Source organism: Pseudomonas sp. TE3552 (genome assembly GCF_056278945.1).
Map to the genome: position 1 here is coordinate 5460240 of NZ_JBWBQJ010000001.1, position 13101 is coordinate 5473340.

Here is a 13101-nt window from a genome sequence, read left to right on the forward strand (position 1 = left end):
GGTGCTGATGGCTTCAATACCTTCAAAGACCAGCACTTTAAAATCGTTGCGAACAAACGGAATCAATAACGTGAAGTGCGCAACATTGGCCGACGCCGAAGACGAAAGGGTCGCTCTGGAAACGCTGTGGACCGAGCAGAAAGCGCTGGCCGAGCGCCTGCTGGAGCTGCGTCAGCAACTGGCCAAGGCCCGTGAAGCCGCTGCCGTCGAACCGACCATCACGGTTGAAGAAGACGCCGAAGGCACCGTGATTGAAACCCTGCCAATAGACGAAGCACAAAGCGTCGCGTCCCTGGAAACTGCGCTGAACGAAACCCACCGCGCCCTGACCGAGGCCCAGGTCAAAGAACGTCTGGTGAGTTTCGAAGTCTGCCCGCGTCTGGTGGCCGAAGTGATCAGCGCCTGGACCGGCGTGCCGTTGGCGCAACTGGCCCGCGAACACAACGCCAAGGTCGCGAGTTTCGCCACCGACCTGCGCACACGTATTCGTGGTCAGGAGCAAGCGGTTCACGCCCTCGACCGTTCGATGCGCGCCACCGCCGCTGGCCTCAACAAGCCGGATGCACCGGTCGGCGTGTTCCTGCTGGTCGGCCCGAGCGGCGTCGGCAAGACCGAAACCGCCCTGGCCCTCGCCGATTTGCTGTACGGCGGCGATCGCTTCATCACCACCATCAACATGTCCGAGTTCCAGGAGAAGCACACCGTGTCGCGCCTGATCGGAGCGCCGCCGGGCTACGTCGGTTACGGCGAGGGCGGCATGCTCACCGAAGCCGTGCGCCAGAAACCGTACTCGGTGGTGCTGCTCGATGAAGTCGAAAAAGCCGACCCGGACGTGCTCAACCTGTTCTACCAAATCTTCGACAAAGGCGTGGCCAACGACGGGGAAGGGCGCGAGATCGACTTCCGCAACACGCTGATTCTGATGACCTCGAACCTGGGCAGCGACCGCATCAGCGAACTCTGCGAAAACGGTGCGCGGCCGACTGCCGAAGTCCTCGAAGAAACCATCCGCCCGGTGCTGAGCAAACACTTCAAACCTGCGTTGCTGGCGCGGATGCGCGTGGTGCCTTACTACCCGGTCGGTGGCCCAGTGCTGCGCGAGCTGATCGAAATCAAACTCGGTCGTTTGGGCGAGCGCCTGAACCGTCGTCAGCTCGACTTCACTTACTCCCAGGACCTCGTCGATCACCTGGCCGAACGCTGCACCCAAAGCGACAGCGGCGCACGCCTGATCGACCACTTGCTGGACCTGCACGTGCTGCCGCTGGTGGCTGACCGTTTGCTCGACGCAATGGCAACCGGCGAAAGCCTCAAGCGTGTCCATGCGACGCTCGACGGCGACGCCAGCGTGACGTGCGAGTTCGCCTGAGGTGGGTGTGATGTTCACTCAAGTGCCGCAACCGCTGGTCTATGCCGAAGCCTTGCTGGCGCAGTTCGCCAGCCTGTCGCGGGCGGCGGACGGCATTGCGCTGCTGGGTGACTTTGTGCGCGGGTTGGCCGAACTCAGCGGTTGCGAGTTGACGCAGCTGTACCTGCTGGACGCGACTCATACCTGCCTGGGGATGAATGCCGAGTGCCTGAACGGCATCCTGCAACCCCGGGAAGCGGCGAGCCTGCCGGCGGATTACAACGGTGAACAACTGCTGCAATTCGCCCTGTGCCAGAACCGCGTGGTGTGCCTCGGCGAACTGAGCGGCAGCTTGCACGAAACCAGTTTCCTGCCGCCCCAGGCCACGCCTTGGCAGTCGTTGCTGTGCGTGCCGCTGGTCAATCAGCAAAAGGCTGTCGAAGGCTTGCTGCTGTGCGCCAGCCGCCGGCAGATCGACCTGCAAGGCTTTGCTGATTCCCTCGGTCAACTGGGCTCGTTCGTGCTCGGCCAATTGCACTTGCTACAACGATTGCGTCGGCCGGCCGGCGATACACGACCGGCGTCGGTCAGCGTCCCCCGCGTCAGCGGTTATGGCTTGATCGGCAAGAGCGCGGCGATGCGCCAGACCTATTCGCTGATCAGCAAAGTGTTGCACAGCCCGTACACCGTGTTGCTGCGCGGCGAAACCGGCACCGGCAAGGAAGTGGTCGCGCGGGCGATTCACGACTGCGGCCCGCGGCGTTCTCAGGCATTCATCGTGCAGAACTGCGCGGCGTTCCCCGAGAACCTGCTGGAAAGCGAGCTGTTCGGCTACCGCAAAGGCGCCTTCACCGGCGCCGACCGCGACCGTGCCGGGCTATTCGACGCGGCCAATGGCGGCACCTTGTTGCTCGATGAAATCGGCGACATGCCGCTGTCCCTGCAAGCCAAGCTGTTGCGCGTGTTGCAGGAAGGCGAGATCCGTCCGTTGGGTTCCAACGACACCCACAAGATCGACGTGCGCATCATCGCCGCGACGCACCGGGATTTGTCGGTGCTGGTCAGCGAAGGCAAATTCCGCGAGGACTTGTACTACCGCCTCGCGCAATTCCCGATCGAACTGCCGGCGTTGCGTCAGCGCGATGGCGACATCCTCGATCTGGCCCGGCACTTCGCCGACAAGGCCTGCGCGTTTTTGCAACGCGATGCCGTGCGTTGGTCCGACGCGGCGCTGGATCACCTGTCCGGTTATACCTTCCCCGGCAACGTTCGCGAACTCAAGGGTTTGGTCGAGCGCGCAGTGCTGCTGTGCGAGGGCGGCGAGTTGCTGGCCGAGCATTTTTCCCTGCGCATGGAAGCCATGCCGGAAGACAGCAGCCTGAACCTGCGCGAACGCCTGGAGCAGGTCGAACGCAGTCTGCTGCTCGATTGCCTGCGCAAAAACGACGGCAACCAGACCCTCGCCGCCCGCGAACCCGACACGGGGGCGGCGTATACGGCGAAGGTCAAAGAAGCACAGCGTGTGTGGATAAAATTGCGCGATGCGAATTGTCCGCTCGAAGCGTTTGAGATTAAGCCTGGCACGTCCGCCTATGTAGCGACGGTGAACATTTGCATCGCAAGAATGAGCCGTGAGCGCACAGTCTTTCTGGACAATATTGTGGCCGACATCGTGAGTGGCTCCGCTGCTGGGCGTGGATCAGGTGTCTCGTGTCCATCCCAGAACTTTGCTCAGTTTCTGCCGGCATTCTCTGCCAGTATTGAGTCCCAGAAACGTCTAACCGCGCTGGCGGTAAAAATACTGGTGTTGAAGCGGACTTCGGACCCTGGTCGCTTTGAACCGCAAATTACTGCTGAGACAGGCTCGAGTTTGGCGTTTCCGTTGATGGCTGCGATGGAAGGCAAGACTGAAGTGGTTGAGATCGAAACGGTCGACGACACTCACATGAACGTTGTGGATAAACGGGCCGGTAACAGCAATATCAAGATTTTTAACTTTTCTAAAAAGTCGTGCTGGGCGCTGGTGGGGATTGAGGATTGGTCGATAAGCGAGAAGGAGCTTGTTGCATCCAGTAAACCCGGAATGAGCCGTGCCGAGAATTTCTGCTATCAACGTGCGGAGGGTTTGGGTGGTTTAGGCGCGCTTGAACAATACCGGCTGACTAAAGAATTGCATGAAGCGTCTCTGGAAAATTATGTATGTGCTGCAGAGTCGGGTGATCCACAGGCAAGTCTGTCGGCGGCAAGCTTGAGTCTTTCGCAGATGGCACCTCAGTTGGAAACCAGCAAGCTTGAGGCTCTGTTTAAAGCGGCATCGACGACACCGAGCGGCGCGTTGGGTTATGCCACTTATTTTTGTAACGGTAATTCCACCGACTATAACGGCCCTTGCCTGCACCCCGAGCAGGCAGAAAGGGAAGTTATTCGCGCGGTTTCCATGGGATCCATAGAGGCGATTAACTATCTGGCTTCTTCTTTTGAGAGTGGCGAGTTGGGAACGAAGGATATGTCCCGGGCGTTGGCCTGTTATCAGTTGTCAGCTGACAAAGGTAGCCCGCAGGGTAGCGACAGCGTGAAGCGCTTGGTTTCGCAAGGCTCAGCCATAAAGGCTAGCCACTGTCTGTGAATTTCGCTGGGCAGATATAAACGTTGAAGAAGGGGACGTTCAACTGGTCGATCGTATTGAGGCTCGGTGCGATTTTGGTTCATCAAGAAGGGGGACGCGAAGCCCCCCGTTCTCTATTCGCGAAGTTGCTACGCCTTCGACCGATACTCCGCCGGATTCGGCGAATCAATGTGATCCAGCGCTCGCTCCACCAACAACCGGACCCCATCCGCCAATCTGCTGAGCGCCAAGGCTAAGGAGCGCCGTGTACCGTCCACGTCGTCGGCCAGGTTGGCGGCGATGGCGCTGATGGACAGCAGGTCTTCCGAGGCGTTGGCCAGGAGGGCTTCGGTGTCGATGTCGGGGGAGACAGTGAAGAGCTTGCCTTTGCGTTTGGGTTTTTCGTTGGGTGGTGGTGCGAAATGGTGGTCGAGGGCGCGTTCGGCGGCTTCGTGGAGTTTTCTGGAATCGAAGGATTCGTAGGGGGATGTGGCTTCGTTTTCTGGTGGATTCGGTGTTGGCTTGAACATAGATGTAATCCCGCAATTAAGGAGCCGACACCGTTTCGCGTGCACTTCGAAAGAGGTGGCAGCTGTGCATAGGTGTGCAAGACCGGCGGGATTACCCGGCAGACCCGAAGGTCTCCCATACACAGCAGCCATAACGGTTCGCGAGCATAGAAAAATGCTCGATGAATTGCCATAACCATTGTGTATCCCGCCGGACTTGCACGTCCGTGTCACCGATTTTGCGGTGACGAACAGAGGTTATCGGTGAACGCGAGCGCCGGATAGTTCATGAACAGCCCGGCGTGTTGAAGGAAATGTCCGATGGTGTCGAAGTAAACGTAGGCGGATGATTGAGCGTTTTTAAACACGACGCCTGAGCAGGTTAAACCGAAGGTTTTTTGAGTGATCGACATGGATTGTATTTTTAAAAAAGGATACGGCTTCAGGGCGGCTCTGATGGGCGCTGTTGTTTTGAGTCTGTTCCAGGGGCGCGCGTATGCGTTCGCTGAAGATCAACCTTGCCCGTTCGACGTGCCTCAAACGGAACTGAAGGTTGCAAGCTGCGTTCAGGAAGAGGGCGTGAACATACTCAAGCTTGTGCCCCGTAACCAACCTGACTACGCCAACAACTTCGACAATCTCCCCACCGTCATTGTCACTGGGAAAAATCTGCAGGACATTTTGGCGGTTGTCGGAATCGACAATCCACGGCGCTACAACAAGCTGATCGAACTGCCTGATGCTGAATCAATCATGGAGTTTTCGGACGCTGCGGTGACAGCCAAAGCGTCGATGAAGCAGCAAGACTGGAAGCTGCTGGACATGAAAAACGTCATTTATCCTGGCCCGGGTGGTGTTGAAGGGTTCGGATTAATCTGCAACACGCTTCAAGCAGAAACAACGAAGGGCTTTGTCGTTGTTTCTCAGTGCAACACTTTTTATGAAGGTGAGAGATCAAACCTGAAAAAAATCCTTTCCAGGATCACCTGCGAGCCCCCAAAAAGTGAAGCATTCCCAGCGCTCAACACAGACTCGGGCACTATCGTTTTCAACTACACCAAACTGCCCGAAGACGAATCCCAAGGCTCCGACGATGTCGCCATCGATGTCGATTTTATAAATTGCGCTGACGGTACGAAAAAGAACGTCGGTGGGCTGCCATTTTTGGCGGCCACCGGGCGAGTACAAGCGGCTTTCCTTGCTCAGGCCAAACCCGATGCCGCACCGATGCTTTTCATCATTCATGCGGTCGGAATCAGAGCCTATACGGGCGTTAATTATTTGGGCGACTACTACACCGTTGACGCGTATTCCCCTACGGCGACGGGTTACGTCAGGGATGAGCGGTTGTCGAACTATTTTGGCAATGGCGGCGATATTGCGCGCGATGCCGAGTCGGAGGAGTTGGTCTACACGTTCCCGTATAAAACCGCTGATGACATCGTCGCCAAACTCAATTCTGCCGCCTATAAACACTGGGCAGCGGAGGACAGGGTGACGCTCACGATTAACAAAAAGACCTCGATTCACAGTTCGCCCGTTTTGGCGGACATGACGAAAATGTATTTGATCAAGGGCGACTCGGTGTTGCAGGAAGGAGGTGAGGCTGGGTGGCTGAAGATCATGTTTAAAACCCCCAAAGGAAAGGAGATTCGGGGCTGGGTTCAATGCAACGATGCCGATGGTTGTTAGTCGATTCTCTGTTAGAAATTTCAGTTGTCGATGTCATCGGCCAGGTCGGCGGCTATGGCGTTGATGGAAAGCAGGTCTTCTAAGGCGTTGGCCAAGAGGGCTTTGGTATCGACATTGGGAGAGACGGGCTGCCTAGTTCATGGACAACCCGGCGTTTTGAAGGAAATGTCCGATAAGTTTGAGGGCATCAAGATCAAAAGATCGCAGCCTTCGGTAGCTCCTACAGAATGTGTTTCTTCAGGTGTAGGGCGGGTGTAGGGCGGGTGTTGGGTGTGACGCGGAGCGTCACGGGATGCATTCCCGCGCGGGAGTGTGGCAACGATCAGGGGCGGGTCGGTAAAGCGTGACTTGGCGGTCATCATGCGGGAAAAGCGGTTCATCTTCTTCTAACGCAACCCGACGGTGGCGTTCTCGCTTGAAGCCGCTACACTGCGCCAGCCGTTCATTTCTTCTTTGAGGCTGTGCGCATGAAATTTCGTTTTCTTCTATGGATGCTGGGTTTGTTGATGGGTAAGGCCAGTCGGACTAATCCTGCGTTTCAGCAGCAGTTGGCTGACAAGGCATTGGTGTTTCAGCTACAGACCCTGGACGGGAAGGTGGCGCGGCATTTCGTGGTGAAGGATCAGCGCATTACCAGCAAGTCGGGTGTGTATGCCGAGCCGGCGTTTGCGATTGCGTTTAAGGATGCGGCGTATGGTTTTGCCACGATGCAGGCGAAGAACAAGCAGTTGGCGTTTATGACCGGGATTCAGGACAAGTCGATTCAGATCAAGGGGAATCCGGCGTTGGTGATGTGGTTTCAGGGGTTGACCAAGTATTTGAAGCCTAGGAAGGCTAAGCCTAAGGCTTGAGAGTGGAAGGGCTGTTGTGGCGAGGGAGCTTGCTCCCGCTGGGCTGCGAAGCGGCCCTAAAGCCTGAGACTTCGGTTGTATCTGACACACTGCGGCGGCTGGGTTGCGACTGCTGCGCAGTCGAGCGGGAGCAAGCTCCCTCGCCACAGAGGTTGTGGTGATCAGGTAGATCGGCGGGGGATTCATCGCGGGCAAGCCCGCTCCCACAGGGATTACCTGAGTCCTGTGGGAGCGTGGCTTGGTCCGGGCAGCGATCCGACGATGCTTTTAGGCCTGGCTAAATTGCGAAGCCAATTCGCGCAGCAGCACTTCAGCTTCAAGCACTTTGCTGACCACGTCGTTGGCTTTGTCGCGAGTCAAGCCAACACGCTCCAGCAACGCATCCGGAATATCTTCATCCGGCCCAGACCCAATCCCGCGGCTGCGCAGCAGGCGTACGGCCAGGCAGACGAGGTTCGGGTATTCGGCGTAGTCGCCGTCGTAGCTTGGGTCGTGCTGGAAGCGCAGGGCGGTGGCCAGTTCGTCGGGCATGTCCCAGAAGCGCATCAGCCATGAGCCGATCTGTTCGCGGCTGATGCCCAGCAGGTGTTGTTCCACGTAGCTGTGGCACAGGTGCGGGTTGACTTCCAGGTGGCGGCAGATCAACGAGAAGTGCGGCGGGAACACGTGGGCCAGCAGCAGGTAACCGAAGTTGTGCAGCAGGCCGGCGAGGTAGGTCAGGCCGGCTTCCGGGCGCTGGGCGCGGGGCATGGCGCGGGTCAGGCCTTCGATGACGGCGGCGGTGTAGATCGATTGCTGCCAGTACGGCGTGGTGTGTTGCGGGTGGTCTTTGGGCAGGCTCAGGGTTTTGCCAAGGGCCAGGCCCAGCGCCAGGTTGATCACCAGGTCGAAACCCAGCACCCGCACGATGGCGTCTTCCACTGAACGAATCTTGCCCGGCGAGGCGTAGTACGGCGACGCCGCCCAGCTGACGACTTGTGCAGCCAAGGCCGGGTCGGTTTCGACAACGCCGGTGATGTCGTCGATGGTGGCGTTGGGGTCGACCCGCAGTTTGATGATTTTCTGCGCGGTTTCGGCTAGCGGCGGAATCTCGATGGTCTCTTCCAGGCGTTGCTGGATGCGCCGCGCGGTGAACGCTTGCACGGCCTGGGTGATTTCCTCGCGGTCATCATCAGGGCGATCGAGGTTTGGACGGATGCTGTGCACGGCTTCGCCGAAATTGCCGGCGCTGGCCTTGGTCAGCATGGTTTTGAAATCGTCGCTGGTGATTTCCAGCAGCACGCCCGGCTCGCCCGAGTTGATCAGCAACGTCGGTTCGCGCAGCAGGCTTTCTTCATACAGGCACGGCGAGCTGGTGAGTGCCGGCAGACCGGGCAACAGGCTCAGGCTGTGTTTGCCGAGCATTTTTACCAGGCGTTCGGTGGATACGGCGGTCAACCGGCGACCGGTGAGTTCGGCGAGGCGGTTGAGGTCCAGCAATTGGCTCTGAGGGAACAGCACCATGAGCGCGCCGACCGCATCGTCCAGCAAAACTGCCTGCACTTTACGCGCGGCGTTCAGGCCGTGATGGTCGAGGACTTCTTCGTAGGCGATGCCCAGTTTGCCGAGCAGCAGCCGAATAACAGACGGAGCGTGCGGGGTTTCAGGGGCGAGGGCAACGTCGGTCATGGTCTGTATCCGTTTGCAAACAATTGCAGGAGTATAACCAGCTTGTTTAAAGCCAGGGCTCAGAAACTGCGACAGTGCTCACACTTGGCCGTATTGCTGCCCATGGCGTAGCCAGCGGTCGAGCAACGGGCTGACGTGATCCGGCCAGCGTTCGAGCAAAGCCTGGGCGGCGTCGCGCACGGCGGGCAGCAAGTCGGCGTCGCGCATCAGGTCGGCGACCTTGAATTGCAGCAGGCCGGTCTGGCGTGTGCCGAGCATTTCGCCGGGGCCGCGCAGTTCGAGGTCTTTTTCGGCGATGACAAAACCGTCGTTGGTTTCACGCATGATGCCCAGGCGCTGACGGCCGATCTGCGACAGCGGCGGATGGTAGAGCAGCACGCAATGGCTGACGGCGCTGCCCCGGCCGACACGGCCACGCAATTGGTGTAGCTGCGCGAGGCCGAGGCGTTCGGGGTTTTCGATGATCATCAGGCTGGCGTTGGGCACGTCGACGCCGACTTCGATTACGGTAGTGGCGACCAGCAGTTGCAGGTTGCCGGCCTTGAACTCGGCCATCACTGCGGCTTTCTCGGCGGGCTTCATGCGACCGTGGATCAAGCCGACTTTCAACTCGCCGAGGGCGGCGGTGAGGTCTTCAAAGGTGGTTTCGGCGGCCTGGCAGGTCAGCTCTTCCGACTCTTCGATCAGCGTGCACACCCAATAGGCCTGACGCCCTTCGGCACAGGCGCCGCGCACCCGTTCGATCACTTCGACGCGCCGGGTGTCGGTGACCAGCACGGTGTTCACCGGGGTCCGACCGGGTGGCAGTTCGTCGAGGATCGAGGTGTCGAGGTCGGCGTAGGCGCTCATGGCCAGCGTCCGAGGGATCGGCGTGGCGGTCATGATCAACTGGTGCGGACACATCCGCCCACCGACGCCTTTCTGCCGCAGCGCCAAGCGCTGTTGCACGCCGAAGCGATGTTGTTCGTCGATGATCGCCAGCGCCAGGTTCTTGAACTGCACTTCGTCCTGGAACAGCGCGTGGGTGCCGACCACCATCTGCGCGCCGTTGGCGATTTGCTCAAGCGCGGCCACGCGGTTTTTGCCCTTGAGCTTGCCGGCCAGCCACGCGACTTCGATGCCCAGCGGTTCGAGCCAACGCTTGAAGGTGATGAAGTGCTGCTCGGCGAGAATCTCTGTGGGCGCCATCAATGCGACCTGATAACCAGCCTCCAGCGCCTGAAGCGCGGCCAGGGCGGCGACCACGGTTTTGCCGGCGCCGACGTCGCCCTGAATCAGCCGCAACATCGGCTCGTGCTGACTGAGGTCGTAGGCGATTTCTTTGCCGACCCGTTGCTGGGCGCCGGTCGGGGTGAAGCCGAGGTTGGCCAAATACTGTTGTGGCAGCTTCGAGGCTTTGGGCATGGCCGGCGCGCGCAGGGCACGCATGCTCTCGCGCAGGCGTTGCTGGGACAGTTGATGGGTCAGCAGTTCTTCGAATGCCAAACGGTGCTGTGCCCAGTGATGACCGAGGGCAAGTTCGTCGACATCGGCATCGGCGGGCGGGTGATGCAGGTAGCGGATCGCATCGGCCAACGGCGCCAGTTGATAGTCCCGGGCCAGTTCGGTCGGCAGCCAGTCGGGCAGGCTGCTGGGGCCGAGCAGGGTCAGGGTTTGCATGCACAGTTGGCGCAAACGCTGTTGGGTCAGGCCTTCGGTGAGCGGGTAGACCGGGGTCAGGGTTTCATCCACCGGCGGCGGCTCGTCGCCGGTGATGGCGCGGTATTCCGGGTGGTAGATCTCCAGCCCCGACGCACCGGGCCGCGCTTCGCCGTAGCAGCGAATGCGCGTGCCGCGTTTGAGACCTTCTTTCTGGGCGTTGCTGAAATGGTAGAAGCGCAGGCTGAGCCCGCCGGTGCCGTCCTGCAGGCGGACAACCAGGCTGCGGCGCCGGCCCATGACCACGTCGGCGCCGCTGACGGTGCCTTCGATCACTGCATCCTGGCCCGGTCGCAAATGGCCGATCGGGACCACGCGGGTGCGGTCCTGATAACGCAGCGGCAGGTGGAACAGCACGTCCTGGAGATTCTCCAGGCCGACCTTGGCCAGTTTTTCGGCCATGGCTTCGCCGACACCCTTGAGTGCCGTCACCGACACTTGCGACAACTCGGTCATGGCAGCCGCTTAACCGGCAACCACCGGCGCTGGCGGCTTGGCCACCGAGCACAGGCGAATGGAGTCGGCGAGGATTTCAATCGCCTTCGGCCGCGGGAAGCTCGCACGCCAGGCAATGGCCACGGTGCGAAACGGCACCGGTGCGCTCAGTGGGCGCACTTCGATCACGCCGGGAGCGTAGTGGTGGCTGTCCACCGCCGAGAGCGGCAGGATCGAAATACCCAAACCGGAAGCGACCATGTGGCGAATGGTTTCCAGCGAGCTGGATTCCACCGTGGTGTGCTTGGCGCCGTCGTTGCCTTTGGCCAGGGTCGGGCAGGCTTCCAGCACTTGATCGCGGAAGCAGTGGCCTTCGCCGAGCAGCAGCAGGCTCTTGTCGTTGAGCAGTGCGGCGTCGATGGATTCTTTTTGGGTCCAGGGGTGCTGGGCTGGCATCAGGACGTAGAACGGCTCGTCGTAGAGCTGCAAGGTCAGCACGTCGGCTTCGCTGAACGGCAGGGCGATGATGATCGCGTCGAGCTCGCCATTGCGCAGTTTGTCGCGCAATACGTGGGTGAAGTTTTCTTCGATGTACAACGGCATCTGCGGGGCGACCCGGTGCAGTTGTGGAATCAGGTGCGGAAACAGGTACGGGCCGACGGTGTAGATCGCGCCGACTTTTAGCGGGGCGGTCAACTGGTTCTTGCCGGCCTGGGCCAGTTCGCGAATGCCTTGGGCCTGTTCCAGGACTTTCTGTGCCTGGGCGACGATGCCTTCGCCGACCGGGGTCAGGCGCACGGCGCTCTTGCTGCGCTCGAAAATCAGCACACCGAGTTCGTCTTCAAGCTTTTTCACGCCCACCGACAGGGTCGGCTGGCTGACGTGGCAACGCTCGGCCGCGTGGCCGAAGTGCTGCTCTTGGGCGAGGGTAACGATGTAGCGTAATTCTGTCAGAGTCATAGCAAGCGTCCATGAAGTTGCGGGCCAAGCATACCGGCTGCAATCGATAGACGCACGTTATCAGACTGAGTGTGTTGAGTGACACTGGGCAATGCAGGTTTGCCGTTGCCAGATATGCAAAAGGCACCTTTCGAGTGCCTTTATGGGTGTTGCATATTGTGTTTTAGCGTCGGCGTTCCAGCGAGTAAACGAACGGTGCAACGATTTCGATGGAACCGTTGTTCAGCATGTCGGCCGGTGGCTTGGGCAGCGGTTGGGCGCGGCGGATCATTTCCAGGGTGGCCCGGTCCAGATCGGCGTTGCCGGAGCGGCCCACCAGTTCGAACGACAACACGTTCCCTTCGGCATCCACCACGAAGCGCAGACGGTTCAAACCTTCCTTGCCCCGCTGCTGGGCACTGGCCGGGTACTTTTTGTACTTGGCCAAGTGCGCGAGCAGGGTGCCTTGCCAACTGGCCTTGGCGGCTTGTTGCGCGGGCGATGGACCGGGTGCCGGCTGAGCGGATTTCTCCGTCGGTGCCTGGGTCGGTTGCACGTCGCTCGGTTTTGCCTCGGACGGTTTTTCCTTCGGTGGCTCCGGTTTTTTCTCCACAGGCTTGGGCGGTTGAGGCTTGGGCTTGGGTTTGACCGGTTTCGGTACGGCGATCTCGGCCTTCGGCGCTTCAGCCAGTTTCGGAATCGGTAGTTCTTCCACCGGAGCTGGTGGCTGTGGCGGCGTGATCACCTTCGGCGGTGCGGGCGGTGGCGGGGCCGGAACCGGCGCCAGCTCGACCATCATCGCTTGCGGCGGCAGTTCGATCGGCGGGCGCGACGTCCAGTTCAGTGCCAGCGCAATGGCCAGCGCATGGACGCCCAGCACTACGACCAGGCTCCCACTGTAACGCGTCAGCTTTTGGCGCGTGTTGATCATTTCTTGGCTGCCGTCTCGAGTCCGACCAGGCCGACCTTCAGGTAGCCGGCGGCGCGCAGGGCGTCCATCACGCTCATCAGGTCGCCGTAGTCCACGCCTTTATCGGCCTGGAAGAAGATCGTCGTGTCTTTCTTGCCCTGGGTCTTGGCGTCGAGCGTGGCACCGAGGGCTTCGGTCTTCACTTCGTCTTCGCCGAGGAACAGGCGCTGGTCAGCTTTTACGCTGAGAAACACCGGTTTCTCTGGCCGCGGCGCCGGTTTGGCGGTGGAGGCGGGCAGGTCGACCTTGATGTCCACGGTGGCCAGCGGCGCTGCCACCATGAAGATGATCAACAGCACCAGCATCACGTCGATGAACGGCGTGACGTTGATTTCGTGGTTCTCGGCCAGATCGTCGTCTGCGCCTTCTTTCAAATGCAGGCCCAT

Annotated in this window: 9 protein-coding genes and 2 pseudogenes; 4 read left to right on the plus strand and 7 right to left on the minus strand. The window is 60.0% G+C overall.

The features are described 5' to 3' along the window. Positions 1 to 85: 85 nt before the first annotated feature. Both ACZ9BB_RS24630 and ACZ9BB_RS24635 read left to right on the plus strand, forming a co-directional pair. Positions 86 to 1369: pseudogene (locus tag ACZ9BB_RS24630) on the plus strand (AAA family ATPase); the annotation flags it as partial. 10 nt (positions 1370 to 1379) lie between these two features. Beyond that, entirely contained in the window at positions 1380 to 3974 is a 2595-nt protein-coding gene (locus tag ACZ9BB_RS24635; protein ID WP_476217037.1) for a sigma 54-interacting transcriptional regulator, read from the plus strand. Positions 3975 to 4102: 128 nt separating this feature from the next. Here the strand turns inward: ACZ9BB_RS24635 and ACZ9BB_RS24640 are convergent, their stop codons facing one another. Beyond that, positions 4103 to 4483 (minus strand): DUF6124 family protein, encoded by a 381-nt coding sequence (locus tag ACZ9BB_RS24640; RefSeq protein WP_476217039.1) that lies wholly within the window; start codon positions 4481 to 4483, stop codon positions 4103 to 4105. A 390-nt stretch (positions 4484 to 4873) separates the two neighbouring features. Here ACZ9BB_RS24640 and ACZ9BB_RS24645 point away from each other — a divergent pair, with 390 nt between their 5' ends. Next, complete coding sequence (locus ACZ9BB_RS24645) at positions 4874 to 6154, plus strand: hypothetical protein (RefSeq protein ID WP_476218413.1); 1281 nt, start codon at positions 4874 to 4876, stop codon at positions 6152 to 6154. 26 nt (positions 6155 to 6180) lie between these two features. On the opposite strand, the pseudogene ACZ9BB_RS24650 reads toward ACZ9BB_RS24645, so the two are convergent. Beyond that, positions 6181 to 6279, minus strand: a pseudogene (locus ACZ9BB_RS24650) (DUF6124 family protein); the annotation flags it as partial. A 342-nt stretch (positions 6280 to 6621) separates the two neighbouring features. Between ACZ9BB_RS24650 and ACZ9BB_RS24655 the strand changes: the two are divergent. Beyond that, positions 6622 to 7005, plus strand: a complete 384-nt coding sequence (locus tag ACZ9BB_RS24655; protein WP_476217041.1) for an SCP2 sterol-binding domain-containing protein — start codon at positions 6622 to 6624, stop codon at positions 7003 to 7005. A gap of 267 nt (positions 7006 to 7272) precedes the next feature. On the opposite strand, the gene ACZ9BB_RS24660 is transcribed toward ACZ9BB_RS24655, so the two are convergent. The 5 genes from ACZ9BB_RS24660 to exbD all read right to left on the minus strand — a co-directional run bounded on the left by ACZ9BB_RS24660 (position 7273) and on the right by exbD (position 13101). Next, a complete protein-coding gene (locus ACZ9BB_RS24660; RefSeq protein ID WP_476217043.1) occupies positions 7273 to 8673 on the minus strand; it encodes an aminoacyl-tRNA deacylase and HDOD domain-containing protein in 1401 nt (466 codons plus the stop codon). Between the two features lie 78 nt (positions 8674 to 8751). Further along, entirely contained in the window at positions 8752 to 10827 is a 2076-nt protein-coding gene (gene recG, locus ACZ9BB_RS24665; RefSeq protein ID WP_476217045.1) for an ATP-dependent DNA helicase RecG, read from the minus strand. A gap of 9 nt (positions 10828 to 10836) precedes the next feature. Next, on the minus strand, positions 10837 to 11766 hold the full coding sequence (locus tag ACZ9BB_RS24670) for a LysR substrate-binding domain-containing protein (RefSeq protein ID WP_476217047.1): 930 nt from the start codon (positions 11764 to 11766) through the stop codon (positions 10837 to 10839). A gap of 163 nt (positions 11767 to 11929) precedes the next feature. Beyond that, positions 11930 to 12676 (minus strand): TonB family protein, encoded by a 747-nt coding sequence (locus ACZ9BB_RS24675; RefSeq protein WP_476217049.1) that lies wholly within the window; start codon positions 12674 to 12676, stop codon positions 11930 to 11932. Beyond that, entirely contained in the window at positions 12673 to 13101 is a 429-nt protein-coding gene (gene exbD, locus ACZ9BB_RS24680; RefSeq protein ID WP_007934588.1) for a TonB system transport protein ExbD, read from the minus strand. The genes ACZ9BB_RS24675 and exbD overlap by 4 nt, the downstream gene beginning before the upstream one ends.